The following is an 18,323-nucleotide window of genomic DNA, read 5'->3' on the forward strand; positions in this document are numbered from 1 at the left end:
CTGTAGCGGGTTTCAGCCTTCAGGCCGGTATCGCGGTAGGTCAGCTGCGACGCAGGCACGCTGGCGATCACGCTGGTAACGCCGCCGTTCTCGCTGCGGAAGATACTGTAGGACTCCAACGTGCCGCGTGTTGCGGAGGCGTCCCAGGCCAGGCTGATGCTGCTGGCGGTCACGGCAGTGCTGCGCAGGTTGCCCGGCGCGGTTGGCGCGGTAACCGGAAGTGCCTCAGTGCTCAGCGTCAGCGTGTTGCTCTTCGGCGACATTCTGCCCTCAACATCGTAAGCCACCGCGAAGTAGCTGTAGCGGGTTTCAGCCTTCAGGCCGGTATCGCGGTAGGTCAGCTGCGACGCAGGCACGCTGGCGATCACGCTGGTGATGCCGCCGTTCTCGCTGCGGAAGAGGCTGTAAGACTCCAGCGAACCGTTGGTGACGGAAGCGTCCCAGACCAGGCTAATGCTGCTGGCGGTGACGGCGGTGCTGCGCAGGTTGCCCGGCGCGGTTGGCGCGGTAACCGGAAGTGCCTCAGTGCTCAGCGTCAGCGTATTGCTCTTCGGCGACATTCTGCCCTCCACATCGTAAGCCACCGCGAAGTAGCTGTAGCGGGTGTCGGCCTTCAGGCCGTTATCGCTGTAAGTCAGCTGCGACGCCGGCACGCTGGCGATCACGCTGGTAACGCCGCCGTTCTCGCTGCGGAAAATGCTGTAGGATTCCAGCGTGCCGCGTGTTACGGCGGCATCCCAGGCCAGGCTGATGCCGCTGGCGGTCACGGCGGTACAGCGCAGGTTGCCCGGCGCGGTCGATGGCTCGACCGGTGAAGGAAGTGCGGCATTATCGCTTTCGCCGTTTACGGTCCAGGTAAGCGATGTGCTGGCTGGCTCGATAGTACGACGGCAGACGGCCTTGCCATCACGCATAATAGTAACTGTCTGAGGCTGCTCAGATTGCGCGATATTGATATGAAATTTGTTCATTACATTGCTCCGAATACGGCTATTATCGAGTTTAAAGCGCTGTAAACCTTCTGCAGATTCAACCCATAGCTGGCAATCCGTATCGTTTAAATCATCTGAGTCATCGTTATAGATAAAACCATAAGCGCCATGCAGAGCCGGATAAATATAGTCTGGCAAAATACCCTGAGGATCGTAATAACCGACCAGAGTCGTAACCGGGACGCCGAACTGCTTCGGTTTAACCGGCTTACTGATATCAACCACCACCTGTTCTTCAAGCCATCTGCCACCATCGGAAATATATAGCTTTTTATGACCAGGCAGTATTTCTATGCTCAGGCCGTTGATGTAGATAATTGACTCTTCCAGTGCGTTATTTTCAACAGAGATAATACGCTGATTATTCTGGGCTGATGCAGGGGGAATCTCCATGATTGGTACCCAGTCGCCATCATTTAAAATGATTTGCGTTAAGGTAAATCGGGAGAGAAGATCCGTCAGAAAGATATGGCTTAAATGTTCATTGGATGCGATAGTCCGCGTGGTATGGGAATTGATTATCAGGCATTCCTGCCAGATATTCCCATTGGAATAAAAATTTTTACTAAAACCGCTGTTAACCTGAATTGAGGTGCCATTGATAAAAAGCGTACTGTTATACGTTGCCTGATGACGTAAGGTAAATATACAGTCTTTATTTTCCACAGAAGCCAAAGGCAGGTTTATATCTTTAGCCCAGTTGCCATCTGCCATTGTTACGTTGACTAACCCTGAAGTGCGGAATAAAGCAGTAAGCGTATTTGCGCTTAAATCACTGTTAGAAGCCGTGACGCCGCTAACCGTATCGATGCGGTGAAAATAAGGTTCCATCCGTTGCGTATTGTTATCCCACTTTCTGAAGCCAGTTGCAGAATCGGCGGAAAAGACGACTTTTTTCTCCATAAATTCCTGCGCCTGGCCGGCGGTATAAGGCGTATGGAGCGTAAAGCGGTTAATTGACGCCATTGGCTCGCCGCCAGCCATAGGATCAAAGCCAAAAGAGCGACCGTGGAAGGTTGCCTGGCATACGCCCTCATAGCAGGAGGGTTTATTGGTAATAGAGGGTTTAAAATTTGGCAGAAATTTCCGCCGATCCTTATCCCAGCCCCAGGTTGAATTGATGGAGTCGGCGGACTGATGAACAGAGCCATCGAAATCGCCCGGATAATGAACCAGATCGTAATTGTGGCCGACTTCATGACTAAACTCGTTGCCTAAGGAATTTTCCAGCGTCACCATACCTGCGCCGCCGGAGAGGCCATGGATCACCGTTCCGTTAGCATATTTGCCAACGCTGTTGTGCGCCGTGAGCTGGCCTGCCAGATAAGGCGTCCATTCGCCTGCGCCTTCCGAGCAGTTAATGCCGTAGTTTGCATGGTTTATGCCAAGAGAAATCAGCTCTTTACCTATTCTCTGGCGCATGGTGCCGCTGTGTACGCCACCCTGGCTGGGATCAAAATCCGTCAGTAATTGCCCATCAGGCAACATCACTTCAGTGAGGTGAAGAGACTGGTAGTTGCTGATAATCATGCGTGATATCGGCGCGGTCTGGAAATATTCCCGATGCGCCTCAGGATCCTGTGCAAACAGGAACTGGTTACGCGGAGCAGTCAGCATACCGATATCGATGGTATGGATTAAGAGTTCAGTCGGCGCACCGACACGAATATTCTCTAATTTCCCGCTCAGGTTGCCGCTGGCAAAATGCAGAGCAATGCCAGGCTTTATCCAGCTGGCAGGGAGTTCAACGCTCCAGGTGTTCAGGGCATAGACAAGGCCCTGATTTTCCAGTTCTCCATCGCGCACCCACTGTCCGGCCAGGTATTTGAAAAGCCAGGTTTCTCCCCGAGAAATAGTGGCGTTACGACCGCTATAGATAACCGTCGAGGTGTAGCCGGCATTTGAGCGGAAACGGATAACTTTATTTTCCAGCTCGGTGCCTTCCGGCAGATAGATATTGCGAGTCCATCGGCCATCGGCTGTCTGAATTTCCAACAGCGAGTTTTCCCGCAGTTGTTCTTTTAAAAATGAAGCATCAGGCTCGCTAAGCTGCGCCAGCTGGTCGCTGCTGTTAATGATGGTAGTGGAGCCGGGCAGCGGATTAAAATCAATATCATCCGGAACGTTATCAATCTGATAGGCGGTCGACGGCAATTGTTCCGGTCGGGCAAGTTGAAGTGAACCTAAAACCTCGTTTTCCCTGTTAACCACGGTAACCTGCAGCCGATCGACACTTTCCAGAGGCTTAACCAGTAATAGCGTTTTACGATTACCGATCAGGTGCGGTTGTCTGTCACCTTTTTTTACCGTTGCCGGAATGATTTGGCTTTGAGCGAATTTAATATTCGCCGCCAGAGAACCTTGTAAATCATTTGAGCTAACGTCAGTGTTGAACACCAACTTTTCATTATAGATCGCCAAAATTTTTAGGCTTTTTTTGGACGGTAACATAAGAAATCCCTGAGTTTTTATTTGACTGGAACTTTACAGGAGGCATGTAACCTGAATGTAAATGCAATGGCTCTTTTATACGGTTCTGTCCCGCGACATAACGGCTAAAAGAGGCTGGGGAGGATTTTTATGGCAAAGCGTAGCTGAGACAAACGTAATTATTTTACCCGCTTTTTGAAAATTAGTATCCGCCTGAATAGCAATGGAAATTCTGTTGAAAGTCTCTTCTGCTTATTACCGGCAATCCCCATTCTGCATTTAAACTAATCGGGGGATAATTTAACGATGCTGTCTGACGCGATGGTCATTGAGGCGCGCATCTCGCCGCGCGATGTCGCCTTTATCTATCCCGGCCAGAAAGCGCTGGTGAAAATCACCGCCTATGACTACTCCATCTATGGCGGCCTGCAGGGCGAAGTCACGATGATCTCTCCCGATACGCTGCAGGACGAGGTCAAAAGAGACGTTTACTACTATCGCGTTTATATCCGCAATAAAAACGGCAGCCTGGTAAACAAAAACGGCAAAACCTTTCCGATTGTGCCGGGAATGATTGCGACGATGGATATCAAAACCGGGCAAAAAAGCGTGCTGAATTGCCTGAAACCGCTAAATAAAGCCAAAGAAGCGCTGCGCGAGCGCTAATGGCGACTCAGGAACGGTAGAAGTGATAGACAGCGGTATCGACCGGGCCGCTGTCCAGCACAATCAGGCCATATTTAATGCCTTTGAACTCTGCGCCGCATTTCTCCGCCACGCCGCGGCTGGCGAGATTTTCCGCCACTGCCAGGATCTCGACCGTATCCCTTTCCGGGTTTCGCCAGGCCAGTTCCAGCAAATGCCGCACGGCCTGGCTGGCGATGCCCTGGCGCTGCTCGCTGCTGCGCACCCAATAGCCTAGCGAGCAAAAATTTTGTTGATCTGCAGAGTAGCGTAAGCCCGCGCCGCCCAGCAGTCGGCCATCTTCCGCGAACAGCCCAAGCTCGTTGGCTTCGCCTTTCTCGCGCAGCGTATGCGTGGCGGCAAACCAGCGGCGAGCTTCTTCTTCGCTAAACCCCTCATGCGCCCAAAGAAGCCACGGCCGCAGCGTATCCAGCGACGCGTTGACCGCCTGAGCGAAACACCCGGCATCCTCATTTTGATAAGGACGTAAGACAATCTGCATAACCGCTCCTTATAGCTCTCTGAATTTGAGGCTGATTTTTGCTGAACGCTCATTATTAATAACAGGCTTATTACGCGAAAAAAACGTTTTCATCCTGTCAATGCGCGAAGGGTGTCACGGCCTGCGCCAGAGGACAGAGCAGAGAGCGGCTGAAACCAGTGCTAAATCTGCAGCAACAAAAGTCTGTATTTGTTACTGGATTTTAGCGGCTTAAAGAGCTTGCAGTGTTCCGCAATCTCTTCCTTTTTGATTGAGCGGTGTAAAGATTATTGTACGAAAAGAGGCGACGCACACCTGAGGGTTACTTTATATATATTTGATTTTAAATAATTAATAATGGATACCACTTGTTGTTTAACCTTTGTGGTAATTTTACTGTACAGTGATGGATTGTTTTCTGTACCGTATCTGATACAGTGTTCAACATCTTAATTACGGGCTGACCAGGGGACCACCATGCAACAAGATGCGCTGAACAACGTTCATATTGCCGACGAACAAATCTTGATTACGCCGCAGGAGCTGAAAAACAAGTTCCCGCTTACTGACGCTCAGCAGGCGCAAATCGCCGCTTCCCGTCAGACTATCTCTGACATCATCAGTGGTAAGGATCATCGTTTGCTGGTGGTATGCGGCCCCTGTTCCATCCACGACACCGAGGCGGCGCTGGACTACGCGCGTCATCTGAAAGCGCTCTCTGACCAGCTCAAGGATCAGCTCTATATCGTCATGCGCGTCTACTTCGAAAAACCGCGCACCACCGTCGGCTGGAAAGGGCTGATTAACGACCCTTACATGGATAACTCTTTCGATATGGAAGCCGGCCTGCACATTGCGCGTCGCCTGCTGGTAGATCTGGTGGAAATGGGACTGCCGCTGGCGACGGAAGCGCTGGATCCAAACAGCCCACAATACCTGGGCGACCTTTTCAGCTGGTCAGCCATCGGCGCGCGCACCACGGAGTCGCAAACGCACCGCGAAATGGCTTCCGGCCTCTCGATGCCGGTTGGCTTTAAAAACGGCACCGACGGGAGCCTGGGAACGGCGATTAACGCCATGCGCGCCGCCGCTATGCCGCACCGTTTCGTCGGCATCAATCAGAGCGGTCAGGTTTGCCTGCTGCAAACCAGGGGCAATCCTGACGGCCATGTGATTTTACGCGGCGGCAAGCAGCCTAACTACGGCCCGGAAGATGTGGCGCAGTGCGAAAAAGAGATGCAGCAGGCGGGACTCCGTCCCTCGCTAATGATAGATTGCAGCCACGGTAATTCTAATAAAGACTTCCGCCGCCAGTCAGGCGTGGCTGAATCTGCCGTCGCGCAGATCAGGGACGGCAACCATTCCATCATCGGCCTGATGCTGGAAAGCCATCTGCATGAGGGCAACCAGTCTTCCGAACAGCCGAAAAGCGCCATGCGCTACGGCGTTTCCGTCACCGATGCCTGCATCAACTGGGAAACCACCGAAACGCTGCTGCAGAACATTCATCGGGAGCTGGGCGGCGTGCTGGCGGCGCGTCTGTCGTAAGAGAGGTAATTATGGTGGCTGAACTGACCGCGTTACGCGATCAAATTGATGAAGTTGATAAAGCGCTGCTCGATCTGCTGGCCAAAAGGCTGAGTCTGGTTGCGGAAGTGGGTGAGGTCAAAAGCCGCTACGGACTGCCAATCTACGTTCCGGAGCGCGAAGCCTCTATGCTGGCTTCGCGTCGCCGCGAAGCGGAACTGCTTGGCGTGCCGCCGGATCTGATTGAAGATGTGCTGCGTCGCGTGATGCGGGAATCCTACACCAGCGAAAACGATAAAGGTTTCAAAACCCTGCAGCCTGACCTCCGTCCGGTAGTGATCGTCGGCGGTAAAGGCAAAATGGGACGCCTGTTTGAAAAAATGCTGACGCTTTCCGGCTATCAGGTAAAAACGCTGGATAAAGAGGACTGGGCGCAGGCGGAAAGCACGCTGGCGGACGCCGGCATGGTGATTATCAGCGTGCCGATTCATCTGACTGAAAAAGTGATCGCGGAGCTGCCGCCGCTGCCTGAGGACTGTATCCTGGTCGATCTCGCCTCGGTGAAAAACGGCCCGCTGCAGGCGATGCTGGCCGCGCATAGCGGCCCGGTGCTGGGACTGCATCCGATGTTCGGCCCGGACAGCGGCAGCCTGGCGAAACAGGTAGTGGTCTGGTGCGATGGCCGCCAGCCTGAAGCCTATCAGTGGTTCCTGGAGCAAATTCAGGTCTGGGGCGCGCGGCTGCATCGCATTAGCGCGGTCGAGCACGATCAGAACATGGCCTTTATTCAGGCGCTGCGCCACTTCGCCACCTTTGCCTATGGTCTGCATCTGGCGGAAGAGAACGTGCAGCTTGAGCAGCTGCTGGCGCTCTCGTCGCCTATCTACCGACTGGAGCTGGCGATGGTCGGCAGGCTGTTCGCCCAGGATCCACAGCTTTACGCGGATATCATCATGTCCTCGGAAAACAACCTGGCGTTGATCAAACGCTACTATCAGCGCTTTGGCGAGGCAATCGAACTGTTGGAGAAGGGCGACAAACAGGCCTTTGTCGACAGCTTCCGCCGCGTGGAACAGTGGTTTGGCGACTATGCCCAGCGCTTTTTACTGGAAAGCCGTTCGCTGCTGCGTCAGGCCAACGACAGCCGTCCTTAAGGCGCGGGGCAGAGCTCTTCAGATCAAAAACCGGCCAGATTCAGGGCCGGTTTTTTTGTCCCTTTTTATTGCGCCACAAGCGGAAGAAACCCGCCTTGCTGCAAAATCGCCTGCGCCTGAGCGCTCAGTAAAAAATCTGCCAGCGCGCTGGCTTCGGCATGGCAAACGGCAAAAGCGTAACTGGCGCGAACCTGAAAAGGCGGCGGAATAGCGACAACGGCAATGCCGGGCCGCGCGGCGTAACTTTGATAGCCAATAAAAATATCCGTCCGAGCGCTGTTCAGCAGCCAGCTTGCCGCCGATTCCCCAGCTGGCACCGCCGGGCTGTCCGCTCCGCCGACCAGCTGGCGCGCTCGCTGCTTCAGGCCTGTTCCCATACCAGCGTAATGCTGTTCAATACGCTCGAAAAGCTGCCACGTATAGTCGCCGGACGGATCGCTTAATGGCGTCGAGGTAGCGACGCGCAGTGTCGGATCGGCAAGAAGTTCAAGCCAGTTTGGATTGCCTCTGAGCAGTGTATCCTTTACGCTCAGGCAGAGCTGATTGTGGGTAAAGACCGCGACTTCGCTGGCAATCTCTGCCGTCAGCAGCGACTGTGGGTGAGTCGTATTGGCCGACAAAAAGAGATCGCAGCGCTCGCCCTGTCGAATACGCTCGCAAAGCACTCCTGCCGGCCCAAATTCTATAGCGACGGGCCGATCCCAGGCTTTAGCCAGCGCTGGCCAGATTTTTCGCAGACTGCCGGCAGCCAGAATGGAAATCGTCATTCATTGCTGCCCGTATAGTGCGTGCGGTAAAACCGCTGATACCACTCATCCGCTTTTTTTTGCATATCGATATCACGGAATTTTTCCGGATAGAGCTTCTTCGCCATCCACAGTTCGCCCAGCGCTAACGCTTCCGGCATCGGATAGCCCCAGGCTTTGGCATACTCCGGCATCAGATAAACCCGATGATTTTTTACGGCGTCCACCGCTTGCCATGCGGGCTGTTGATTGATCTCATCGATCACCTGCGGATAGCGATCCTGGACAAAGATCACCTGAGGATCCCAGGCGAGGATCTGCTCCATAGAAACCTGCTTATAGCCCTTTACCGTAGCGGCAGCCACGTTCAGCGCGCCGGCATGAGCCATCATCAGGCCGGTATATTTGCCAGAACCGTAAGTGGTGAAATCGGGATTCGCCATATAAACCCGAATGCGTTGCGAAACGGGGATAGTCTTCAGCCGCTCAGCGGTGAGCTGGCGCTGGCTGAAGGTTGCTTTGATCAGTGCTTCGGCCTGCTGCGGGTGATTGACCACCTGACCTATCAGACGGATACCTTCTTTTAGTCCCTCGTTATAGGCCTGCTCTTCGTTAGCCAGCACGGGATTGAGGCGGCTCTGCTGCTTATCGTCGGCGCGTAGCGAGATAGCGATAACGGCGATGCCGAGGTTCTGAATCTGGTCAATCATCTCCTGCGGCGCATAGTTGGTGACGAAGACTACCTGCGGATGCAGCGCGACCAGCTTTTCCACATCCACATGAGTCAGATCGCCCAGCGTCGGCAGCGTGGTCAGCTCCGGCGCCAGCCGCTGATAACCGTCGCCAAGCTGCTGCTTCCAGTTGCTGAGGATACCGACCACTGTTTTTGTGGCATCCAGCTGCACCAGCAGATTCAGCGTCTGATGCTGCAGCACCACCACGCGATCGACGCGATCGGGAAGAGTGACCTGACGACCCAGCTGATCGGTCACCTGACGATCGGCAAAGGCGGAGAAGGGGAGCAGGCTGGCTGCCAGCAACAAAACGGAGCTTAAAAGAGTGCGCATACTGTTTCCTGATAATCGTTATATAGGAAATAATATAGCGTCAGCGCGAAACAGGAAATGATCCGGTCGAGGTAATAAAGAAGTAGTCAGCGCAAAGGGCAAACCAGACTGGAGCGATCTGGCTTCACGGTACATGGTTAGCAACTGCAGCCGCTCCGGGAAGCGGCTGCTGCAATACCTATCGCGGTTCGACCGGCAGAACGTTTTCGCTGGGATAGCAGCCCAGTACCTTCAACGAGCGCGTAATAGCGGTCAGCTCGCGCAGCGCCTGCTGCACCTCTTCCGAACGCAGGTTGCCCTGAAAATCGATATAGAACATCTCTTCCCACGGATTGCCGTTAATCGGACGCGACTCCAGCTTGCTCATTACCAGATTATGCTGACGCAGCACCAACAGCGCTTCCACCAGCGCACCTGCCTGCTGTCCGGTCGCCATTATCAGCGTGGTTTTGGCTGGTACCTGCAGCGTGACCTCAACAGGCTTGCGCGCCAGAACAACGAAACGGGTGATATTTTGCTGCTGATTGGCCAGATTGCGCTCCAGCACCTGCAGACCATAGAGTTCGCCACCAGCCTGGCTGCCCAGCGCTGCCGCTTTCGGCGAGTTCAGCGCGGCAACCTGCTCCATCGCGGCGGCGGTGCTTTCGGTGTATTCAATTTTCCAGTGTGGATAGCGATGGATAAATTCGCTGCACTGCTGGAAAGGCTGCGGATGGCTGTAGACGGTTTCGATCTGCTGTAAATCCGTGCTGCCCGCAACCAGTACGCAGTGATCGATAGGCAGCGTCATCTCGCCAACCAGCGACAGGCTGGTCTGCTGCAGCAGGTCGTAAACTTCGTTGATGGAACCTGAGCTGGTGTTTTCAATAGGCAATACCGCGTAATCAGCCTGTCCCGTCTCGACCTGATTAAAGATATCGCGGAAATTCAGGCAGCCGCACTCAATAAAGTTGTCAAAATGGCGGGCGGCATAGTTGCGCGAAGCTAGGTGAGAATAAGAGCCTTTCGGGCCGAGAAAAGCGATGCGGGCCGACTGCGCGCTGATCTGATTAAGCTGTTTTTGCAGCAGCGCCTGCTGTGTCAGAACGGAATCTTCAATAATCAGCTGAAAAACGCGGGTGATGTAGTGCGCGTCCAGCTGGTGCGCTTTGCCCAGCGTAACCAGATGTTCCAGCAGATCGCGCTCGCGGTCGATGTCGCGCACGGGACGATGCGTAGCCATCTTCGCTTTGGCGACCTCAATCGCCAGCGCCCGGCGACTGGCCAGCAGACTCAGCAGTTGTTCATCCAGCGCGCTGATCTTTTCGCGCAGGCCCAGCAGGGGATTTTCGGTGGTCATAGGGCTACCTGTCAGATGTTCATAAAAAAAAAGCCTCCCAACTGGGAGGCCTTGTTGTTCGTCTTCGCATTCTCTCTTACACGACGAATTGCCTCCCGATTAGCGGAAGGTAAAAAAGAAGGCGAAGAAAAACGGCAGCTGTTTCATCAGAGTATCCATGATTGTCAGAAGGTTAAAATAACCGCAGCAATTTATTGCTGTCAACAGAAAACGCGCTTTGACTGTAGGCATGCGGCCTGGCAGGTTGCTAAGAGAGGCGAAACGCGGGTAAGGCACTGTTGTCGGGTTTTTATACTTGCCCGGCGTCAGCTCGTCTGTCGCTTATAATAAACTATCAGGTTTTATATTTTTATAAATATATTAACAGTGTAAATTATAAGTATAAAATAATAGTTTTCATTGTTAATAATGGCTAGCTCATAATTTTTTAATTTCCTGGCGTCAGCAGCATCTGCTATTATCCTGCGCGCACAATGCAAAGTTTGCCGTCGATAAGCATTAATTTCAGGGAAAGAAAGCTTATAAAAGGGATATAGACGTGGAGAAAGATTCCATAAGGCGAATCCTGGTGATTCGTATCGACTTTTTGGGTGACATGGTCTGTACCACGCCTTTGCTGCAGGCGCTGAAAACGCGCTGGCCGCAGGCGGAAATTCATGTTCTTGCCAACAAATATAATGCGTCCGTACTGGATAATAATCCTGCGATCGCCAGAGTTCATCATTACGTATATTCAAAAAATTATGAAAAGAATATCAGGCCCGGTTTTCTCAATTACCTTAAAGACAGAGTTAAATTAATTTTAACTTTGCGCGGGATGAAATTTGATCTGCTTGTGATTCCCAATGGCGGGATGAATAAAAATGCCATCAATTTCGCCAGACAATTGAACGTTGCCGACTGTCGCTGGCATAACGCCGATACTGAATTCGACGATCGCGTTGAAGCCCATGTTGCGACTCGCCCTCTGCTTCATGAAGCGCTTTCCGGTTTTATGCTTGTTCCGGAGCTGGGCAAGCCGGATATCAGGCAGCTAAGGCCGTACGTTTTTCCCTGTGAAAAGCAGTCTGCATACTGGCAGCACTATCTGGGAGAAAAGCGTAAACCCAGACTGGGCTTGTTTGTTTCCAATAAAAGCGCAGAGCGACGCTGGCCGCTGCAAAAATGGCAGTTGCTAAGCGAGAGGTTTGCTGAGAACTGCGAAATTATCGTTGTTCTTTCGCCGCAGGAAACCCTCGCAGACGAATGGCAGAGAAATAACAGCGTTCGTTGCATAACCACGCAAACCGTAGCCGGGCTGATCGCGGCGATGACGCAGCTGGATATAGTGATTTCGGCTGACAGCGCGCCGGTTCATCTGGCCTCGGCGCTGCAAATTCCACTGGTGGCGCTGTTTGAATCCCGCCCGGAAAAATATCGGCGCTGGCATCCGCTGGGCGTTCAATCTGTTTTACTGCATCAAGGCCGCCAGGTCAGCGATATTGCGGTGGACGCAGTTTGTTCAGCCGTTACTAAGCTGCTGGAGGAAATTTCCGCAGCATCTGCCGCTGTACAGCTTCAGGAACAATGTTTGCCGCCATCTGTCGAAAGGAGCGTCGCCGTCTGATGAGCGTTATCGCCTTAAAATATTGTACAGAGTGCGGCGTTAAGCGGCGCTTCTTTCAACGGCTGTTTGCCTGGGACGATGAGCTTTGCGACGATTGTTATATCGAGTTGATGAATTCCGTACGTGAAAGGCGGGATGAAAGCAGAGAAAAAGGCTCGCGTTAAAAGGCGTCATACAAACAAAAACGCGCCTGAAAAGGCGCGTCGTCATCTTTTTAACTGTTCTGCTCGATGGCATCCGGTTCAATAGGGCTGAGGTCTTTGACACTGGCCTGGGCGCGTTTCGCTTCGCCCTTGTGCTGAACCTTGTTCAGCTGGCGCTCCAGCTTGCCGATCAGCTCATTGATAGCCGCATACATATCATCATGTTTGGCGCTGGCGACCAGCGGGCCATTCGGCGTGTTGATAGTGGCGTCAGCGACATACTCTTTCGGCTCTTTAGAAAGAACGATATGCGGGTTAATCAGATGAGTTTGCCATTTTTCCAGTTTGGCGAGACGTTCTTCGACATGTTGGCGGATAGCCGGAGTGATTTCCATTTGCTTGCTGGTAATGTTTAAAACCATAGTACTTACCTCTACTCATTTCCGTCGAATGTAGAGTAAGCATACCCTGGAAAAAGCGGGTTTGCGTGATTCGCATCACCTTATTTTGTCACTTTTTGTCAAGAAAGGCGGTTTTGTGAGACAGGCTGGCAATCGTGTTGAAGAGGCTTGTAGACCCGCGTTTTCGCAGGCATGATGGGTAAGTTAACTCCTGGCGAAACAGCGCAGCGGGGAAAAAAATGGCAGCGTAAGCGCCGCCATTTTCAGATTAGGCTTGATTGGTCGCGATGATTTTGGCCACTTTGTCCGCTTCGGCGGTCAACTGCAGCTTACGGTAGGCGTTCTCCATCAGCGGCAGCGCCTGGCGAGTCGCCTGCGTATCCGGATAATCCTTCATCATTTGCTCAACGCGGTTAACTACAGCGACATAAGCTTCACGCTTAGTGTAGAATTGCGCCACGGAAAGCTCATACTTCGCCAGACGGTCTTTCAGATAGATCAAACGCTTTCTCGCGTCCGTCGCATACTGGCTGTTCGGGTAACCGCGCAGCAGCTGTGAGAAGTCGTGGAAGGCGTCGCGCGCGTGTGAAGGATCGCGGTCGGAACGGTCTATGCCGAAAAAGCCCTGCAGCGCACTGTCATCCAGCGCCATATCCGTCAGGCCACGCATATAAATCACGTAATCGATATTCGGGTGGGTCGGATTCAGACGCATAAAGCGATCGATCGCGGCCTGAGCCAGCGGTAAATCGGCATTTTTATAGTAAGCGTAGATCAGGTCTAACTGAACTTGCTGGGAGTAAGGCCCGAACGGATAGCGGTTATCAAGCGCTTCCAGTTGCGTTATCGCTCCTTTAAAGTTACCGTCCTGCAGTTTTTGCTGGGCTGTGGCATAGATCTCGGAAGGCGGGCTATCGGGCACCGTATCCTTCGAGCCGGAACAACCCGCTAATGCCAGGCTCAACGTGGCTGCAGCCACCAGATATTTCATACGCGTCATGACGATTTGATTATCCTCAGAGTGTTATTCAGGAAGCTGTCCATGTAGCTCCCGATAGTGACCAGGTACAATAGCACATTATATTAAACGGCATCGCCGTGAAAACCCAACGTTAACGAAGAAGCTGTTTATGGCACAACAAGTAAAACTCAACGCAACGGTCTCCGAATCGCAACTCGGACAACGCTTAGATCAGGCTTTGGCCGAATTGTTCCCTGATTATTCAAGATCTCGTATAAAAGAGTGGATTCTCGACCGCCGCATCAGCGTCAACGGCGTAATTATCGACAAACCGCGTGAAAAACTGCTCGGCGGCGAACAAATCGCCATCGACGCGGAGATAGAAGAAGAGGCGCGCTGGGAAGCGCAAAACATTCCTCTTGATATCGTCTATGAGGATGACGACATCCTGGTGATCAACAAGCCACGCGATCTCGTGGTGCATCCGGGCGCGGGCAATCCTGACGGCACGGTGCTTAACGCGCTGCTCTACCACTATCCGGCCATCGCGGACGTGCCGCGCGCGGGCATCGTTCATCGCCTGGATAAAGACACCACAGGCCTGATGGTGGTCGCTAAAACGGTGCCGGCACAAACGCATCTTGTCGAATCTCTGCAGCTGCGCGAAATCACCCGCGAGTATGAAGCGGTTGCTATCGGCAGAATGACAGCGGGTGGCACGGTCAACGAGCCGATTAGCCGTCACTCCACTAAGCGGACGCATATGGCGGTTCACCCGATGGGGAAACCGGCCACCACGCACTATCGCATTATGGAGCACTTCCGCGCCCATACTCGTCTGCGCCTGCGTCTTGAAACGGGCCGTACGCACCAGATCCGCGTGCATATGTCTCATATCAGCCATCCGCTGGTGGGTGATCCGCTGTATGGCGGCCGACCGCGTCCGCCGAAGGGCGCCTCCGAGGCTTTTATCGGCACGCTGCGCAAGTTCGATCGTCAGGCGCTTCATGCGACTATGCTGCGTCTTTATCATCCCGTCACCGGTATTGAGATGGAGTGGCACGCGCCGCTGCCGCAGGATATGGTTGAGCTGATTGAGGCACTCAAAGCCGATACCGAAGAATTTAAAGATCAGCTGGACTGGTAATGAGCCTGATTAAGCCGGTATGGGAGATGCCCGCGAACGTGCGGGCCTGCAGCACGACGCGGACGGGCGGCGTCAGCGAGGCGCCGTGGCATTCGCTGAACCTGGGCGCGCACGTTGGTGATGATTCTGCAGCGGTCGCACAAAACCGGCAGACTCTCGCTACCCTGGCGGCGCTGCCCGCTATGCCGATCTGGCTGGAACAGGTGCACGGCGTCGAAGTGCTTCGTCTTACCCGCGAACAGCCTGCTTCGCTGCGGGCGGATGCCGTTTACACGCGCCAGCCCGGCGCGGTTTGCGCAGTGATGACCGCAGACTGCCTGCCGGTGCTTTTCTGCTCGCAGGATGGCAAAGAGATTGCTGCCGCCCACGCGGGCTGGCGCGGTCTCTGCGCCGGCGTGCTTGAGGCGACGCTGGCCGCTTTTGACTCGCCGCCGCAAGAGATCATGGCCTGGCTGGGGCCGGCGATCGGCCCACAGGCTTTCGAGGTCGGCGCAGAAGTCAGGGAAGCTTTTGTAACGCGGAATGCGGCCGATGCCGCTGCTTTTACTGCGGCAGGCGAGAAATATTATGCCGATATCTGGCAGCTTGCCCGTCAGCGATTGCAGCGTCAGGGAGTCCGCCAGATCTCAGGCGGAGGCCTTTGCACCTTTTCGCAGCCTGAGCAATTTTTCTCCTTCCGACGCGACGGCGTTACGGGACGAATGGCAAGTTTGATCTGGCTGAGCTAACCTGTCGCCATAAGACGATCCCGACTGTATTATTTTTCACCAAAATATTCCGGTCACTTAACTTGAAAATTTGAGGGAAGACCTCATTTAATCTCCAGTAGCAATTTGACCTGAATGGGGGAATTATGCGTCTGGATCGTCTTACTAATAAATTCCAGCTTGCTCTCGCAGACGCCCAGTCTTTAGCGCTTGGGCGCGACAACCAATTTATAGAACCGCTGCATCTGATGAGCGCCCTGCTCAAACAGGAAGGCGGTTCCGTTTCACCTTTACTGACGTCGGCTGGCGTGGATGTCTCCGCGCTGCGCAATGGCGTTGAGCAGGCTATCAGTCGACTGCCGCAGGTAGAGGGCGCCGATGGCGATGTTCAGCCTTCCGCCGACCTGGTGCGCGTGCTCAATCTGTGCGACAAACTGGCGCAGAAACGCGCCGACAACTTTATTTCATCTGAACTCTTTGTTCTTGCCGCGCTCGATTCGCGGGGATCGCTGGCTGATTTGCTGAAATCCGCCGGTGCGACCAGCGAAAAACTGCAGCGGGCAATCGACCACCTGCGTGGAGGCGAAACCGTGAACGATCAGGGCGCGGAAGATCAGCGTCAGGCGCTGAATAAGTACACCATCGATCTCACCGAGCGTGCAGAGAAAGGCAAACTGGATCCGGTTATCGGGCGTGACGAAGAGATCCGCCGCACCATCCAGGTTCTGCAGCGCCGTACTAAAAACAACCCGGTACTGATCGGCGAACCTGGCGTGGGTAAAACCGCGATCGTGGAAGGGCTGGCGCAGCGCATTATCAATGGCGAAGTGCCGGAAGGTCTGAAAGGCCGTCGGGTGCTGGCGCTGGATATGGGCGCGCTGGTGGCGGGCGCTAAATACCGCGGCGAATTTGAAGAGCGCCTGAAAGGCGTGCTGAACGACCTCTCCAAACAGGAAGGCAACGTCATTCTCTTTATCGACGAGCTGCACACTATGGTCGGCGCGGGCAAAGCGGACGGCGCGATGGATGCAGGCAATATGCTGAAACCTGCGCTGGCTCGCGGCGAGCTGCACTGCGTCGGCGCCACCACGCTGGATGAGTATCGACAATATATAGAGAAGGACGCGGCGCTGGAGCGTCGTTTCCAGAAGGTCTTCGTGGCGGAGCCAAGCGTGGAAGACACTATCGCGATTCTGCGTGGGCTGAAAGAACGCTATGAGCTGCATCACCATGTGCAGATTACCGATCCGGCTATCGTGGCTGCGGCTACGCTGTCGCATCGCTATATTGCAGACCGGCAGCTGCCGGATAAGGCTATCGACCTGATTGACGAAGCGGCTTCAAGCATTCGTATGCAGATCGACTCCAAACCGGAAGCGCTGGATCGCCTGGAGCGGCGCATCATTCAGCTCAAGCTGGAGCAGCAGGCGCTGAAAAAAGAGTCGGACGACGCCAGTATCAAGCGGCTGGAAATGCTGGAAGAAGAGCTGAGCCAGAAAGAGCGCGACTATTCAGAGCTGGAAGAAGAGTGGAAAGCGGAGAAAGCGTCGCTTTCTGGCACTCAGACTATTAAAGCGGAGCTGGAACAGGCCAAACTTTCGCTGGAGCAGGCGCGCCGTACTGGCGACCTGGCGCAGATGTCGGAGCTGCAGTACGGAAAAATTCCGGAGCTGGAAAAACAGCTGGCGGCCGCCACGCAGGCGGAAGGGAAAACCATGCGGCTGCTGCGTAACCGCGTTACTGATGTGGAAATTGCCGACGTGCTGGCCCGCTGGACCGGCATACCGGTGGATCGCATGATGGAAGGCGAGCGTGACAAACTGCTGCGTATGGAGCAGGAACTGCATCAGCGCGTGATAGGTCAGGATGAGGCCGTTGAAGCGGTATCGAACGCTATCCGCCGTAGCCGGGCAGGTCTGGCCGATCCGAACCGGCCTATTGGTTCTTTCCTGTTCCTCGGCCCGACAGGGGTAGGTAAAACCGAACTTTGTAAAGCGCTGGCTAACTTTATGTTCGACAGCGATGACGCAATGGTTCGCCTGGATATGTCGGAGTTTATGGAGAAACACGCGGTATCGCGGCTGGTAGGCGCGCCTCCAGGCTATGTCGGCTATGAAGAAGGGGGCTACCTGACCGAAGCGGTACGCCGCCGTCCTTACTCCGTCATCCTGCTGGATGAAGTGGAAAAAGCGCATCCTGACGTATTCAATATTTTACTGCAGGTGCTGGACGATGGTCGTCTGACGGACGGACAGGGCAGAACGGTCGACTTCCGTAATACGGTCGTCATCATGACCTCTAACCTGGGGTCCGACCTGATTCAGGAACGTTTTGGCGCGCTGAGCTACGCGGAAATGAAAGATGTGGTGATGAACGTGGTAGGGCAGCATTTCCGCCCGGAGTTTATCAACCGTATCGACGAGCTGGTGGTTTTCCATCCGCTGGGCGAAAAACATATCGCCTCTATCGCGAAGATTCAGCTGCAGCGTCTGTACGACCGCCTGGCCGATCGTGGTTATGCGCTGCATATCTCCGATGCCGCTCTGCAACTGCTGGGCGAAAACGGCTACGACCCGGTTTATGGCGCAAGGCCTTTAAAACGCGCCATTCAGCAGCAGATCGAAAACCCGCTGGCGCAACAGATACTTTCTGGTCAGCTGGTTCCGGGGAAAACCATAGAGATGGACGTACAGGACGGCGCTATCGTAGCCAGACAGTAACCAGGGTTACTTATAAAAATGGGCCTTCGGGCCCATTTTTGTCTGTTTAACGAACGTTAATAGCGCTTTTTAACCGTTTGAGCTGCTTTTTTGAACGGTCGGATCTTTTTTTGCAATTAGGGGTTGTCAGCCGTCGAGAACTCCCTATAATGCGCCTCCATCGACACGGAACAACGGCTTACAGGCCGCCGGGTTGAGAGGTTCAGGAAGCTGAACCG

At 54.0% G+C, this 18,323-nt stretch carries 13 protein-coding genes, 2 pseudogenes and 1 other annotated feature; of the genes and pseudogenes, 7 read left to right on the forward strand and 8 right to left on the reverse strand.

Features of this window, described 5'->3' with window-relative positions:
* On the reverse strand, positions 1–3,203 hold a 3,203-nt coding region (locus MKZ79_RS11220), incomplete at its 3' end, for a M66 family metalloprotease (protein WP_336142138.1).
* A 543-nt stretch (positions 3,204–3,746) separates the two neighbouring features.
* Here MKZ79_RS11220 and MKZ79_RS11225 point away from each other — a divergent pair.
* Positions 3,747–4,088: pseudogene (locus MKZ79_RS11225) on the forward strand (HlyD family efflux transporter periplasmic adaptor subunit); the annotation flags it as partial.
* A gap of 7 nt (positions 4,089–4,095) precedes the next feature.
* Here the strand turns inward: MKZ79_RS11225 and MKZ79_RS11230 are convergent.
* Complete coding sequence (locus MKZ79_RS11230) at positions 4,096–4,608, reverse strand: GNAT family N-acetyltransferase (protein ID WP_336142141.1); 513 nt, start codon at positions 4,606–4,608, stop codon at positions 4,096–4,098.
* A 456-nt stretch (positions 4,609–5,064) separates the two neighbouring features.
* Here MKZ79_RS11230 and MKZ79_RS11235 point away from each other — a divergent pair, with 456 nt between their 5' ends.
* Positions 5,065–6,135: a 3-deoxy-7-phosphoheptulonate synthase gene (locus MKZ79_RS11235; RefSeq protein WP_336142143.1), complete on the forward strand. Its 1,071-nt coding sequence runs from the start codon at positions 5,065–5,067 to the stop codon at positions 6,133–6,135.
* Between the two features lie 11 nt (positions 6,136–6,146).
* Positions 6,147–7,268, forward strand: a complete 1,122-nt coding sequence (gene tyrA / locus MKZ79_RS11240; protein ID WP_336142144.1) for a bifunctional chorismate mutase/prephenate dehydrogenase — start codon at positions 6,147–6,149, stop codon at positions 7,266–7,268.
* 65 nt (positions 7,269–7,333) lie between these two features.
* Here tyrA and MKZ79_RS11245 read toward each other — a convergent pair whose 3' ends face one another.
* The 4 genes from MKZ79_RS11245 to pheL form a co-directional block, all read right to left on the reverse strand.
* Entirely contained in the window at positions 7,334–8,035 is a 702-nt protein-coding gene (locus MKZ79_RS11245) for a substrate-binding domain-containing protein (protein WP_336142146.1), read from the reverse strand.
* Entirely contained in the window at positions 8,032–9,081 is a 1,050-nt protein-coding gene (locus MKZ79_RS11250) for an ABC transporter substrate-binding protein (RefSeq protein WP_336142148.1), read from the reverse strand. The genes MKZ79_RS11245 and MKZ79_RS11250 overlap by 4 nt, the downstream gene beginning before the upstream one ends.
* 178 nt (positions 9,082–9,259) lie before the next feature.
* Entirely contained in the window at positions 9,260–10,420 is a 1,161-nt protein-coding gene (gene pheA, locus MKZ79_RS11255) for a bifunctional chorismate mutase/prephenate dehydratase (RefSeq protein WP_336142150.1), read from the reverse strand.
* Positions 10,421–10,443: 23 nt separating this feature from the next.
* Positions 10,444–10,568, reverse strand: a sequence feature (Phe leader region).
* Positions 10,520–10,567, reverse strand: coding sequence for a pheA operon leader peptide PheL (gene pheL / locus MKZ79_RS11260; protein WP_199746341.1), 48 nt, complete (start codon positions 10,565–10,567; stop codon positions 10,520–10,522). It overlaps the preceding feature by 48 nt.
* A 405-nt stretch (positions 10,569–10,973) precedes the next feature.
* Here pheL and MKZ79_RS11265 point away from each other — a divergent pair.
* Positions 10,974–11,942: pseudogene (locus MKZ79_RS11265) on the forward strand (glycosyltransferase family 9 protein); the annotation flags it as partial.
* A 298-nt stretch (positions 11,943–12,240) separates the two neighbouring features.
* Here the strand turns inward: MKZ79_RS11265 and raiA are convergent.
* Positions 12,241–12,591: a ribosome-associated translation inhibitor RaiA gene (gene raiA, locus MKZ79_RS11270; RefSeq protein ID WP_336142152.1), complete on the reverse strand. Its 351-nt coding sequence runs from the start codon at positions 12,589–12,591 to the stop codon at positions 12,241–12,243.
* Positions 12,592–12,838: 247 nt separating this feature from the next.
* Complete coding sequence (gene bamD / locus MKZ79_RS11275) at positions 12,839–13,570, reverse strand: outer membrane protein assembly factor BamD (protein ID WP_336142154.1); 732 nt, start codon at positions 13,568–13,570, stop codon at positions 12,839–12,841.
* Between the two features lie 130 nt (positions 13,571–13,700).
* On the opposite strand from bamD, the gene rluD reads away from it, so the two are divergent.
* The 3 genes from rluD (at position 13,701) to clpB (ending at position 18,105) form a co-directional block, all read left to right on the forward strand.
* On the forward strand, positions 13,701–14,678 hold the full coding sequence (gene rluD / locus MKZ79_RS11280) for a 23S rRNA pseudouridine(1911/1915/1917) synthase RluD (RefSeq protein ID WP_336142157.1): 978 nt from the start codon (positions 13,701–13,703) through the stop codon (positions 14,676–14,678).
* Positions 14,678–15,406: a purine nucleoside phosphorylase YfiH gene (gene yfiH / locus MKZ79_RS11285; RefSeq protein ID WP_336142160.1), complete on the forward strand. Its 729-nt coding sequence runs from the start codon at positions 14,678–14,680 to the stop codon at positions 15,404–15,406. Before rluD ends, yfiH begins: the two co-directional genes overlap by 1 nt.
* A gap of 125 nt (positions 15,407–15,531) precedes the next feature.
* Positions 15,532–18,105: an ATP-dependent chaperone ClpB gene (clpB, locus tag MKZ79_RS11290; protein WP_336142161.1), complete on the forward strand. Its 2,574-nt coding sequence runs from the start codon at positions 15,532–15,534 to the stop codon at positions 18,103–18,105.
* Positions 18,106–18,323 lie beyond the last annotated feature (218 nt).

The organism is Erwinia sp. CGal63 (genome assembly GCF_037026505.1).
In the GTDB taxonomy this organism is placed as follows: domain Bacteria; phylum Pseudomonadota; class Gammaproteobacteria; order Enterobacterales; family Enterobacteriaceae; genus Erwinia.

Coding starts and splice junctions, on each gene's coding strand:
- MKZ79_RS11230 (WP_336142141.1), bottom strand. CDS start 4,608: ATGCAGATTGTCTTACGTCCTTATCAAAATGAGGATGCCGGGTGTTTC.
- MKZ79_RS11245 (WP_336142146.1), bottom strand. CDS start 8,035: ATGACGATTTCCATTCTGGCTGCCGGCAGTCTGCGAAAAATCTGGCCA.
- pheA (WP_336142150.1), bottom strand. CDS start 10,420: ATGACCACCGAAAATCCCCTGCTGGGCCTGCGCGAAAAGATCAGCGCG.
- MKZ79_RS11250 (WP_336142148.1), bottom strand. CDS start 9,081: ATGCGCACTCTTTTAAGCTCCGTTTTGTTGCTGGCAGCCAGCCTGCTC.
- clpB (WP_336142161.1), top strand. CDS start 15,532: ATGCGTCTGGATCGTCTTACTAATAAATTCCAGCTTGCTCTCGCAGAC.
- MKZ79_RS11235 (WP_336142143.1), top strand. CDS start 5,065: ATGCAACAAGATGCGCTGAACAACGTTCATATTGCCGACGAACAAATC.
- raiA (WP_336142152.1), bottom strand. CDS start 12,591: ATGGTTTTAAACATTACCAGCAAGCAAATGGAAATCACTCCGGCTATC.
- yfiH (WP_336142160.1), top strand. CDS start 14,678: ATGAGCCTGATTAAGCCGGTATGGGAGATGCCCGCGAACGTGCGGGCC.
- tyrA (WP_336142144.1), top strand. CDS start 6,147: ATGGTGGCTGAACTGACCGCGTTACGCGATCAAATTGATGAAGTTGAT.
- bamD (WP_336142154.1), bottom strand. CDS start 13,570: ATGACGCGTATGAAATATCTGGTGGCTGCAGCCACGTTGAGCCTGGCA.
- rluD (WP_336142157.1), top strand. CDS start 13,701: ATGGCACAACAAGTAAAACTCAACGCAACGGTCTCCGAATCGCAACTC.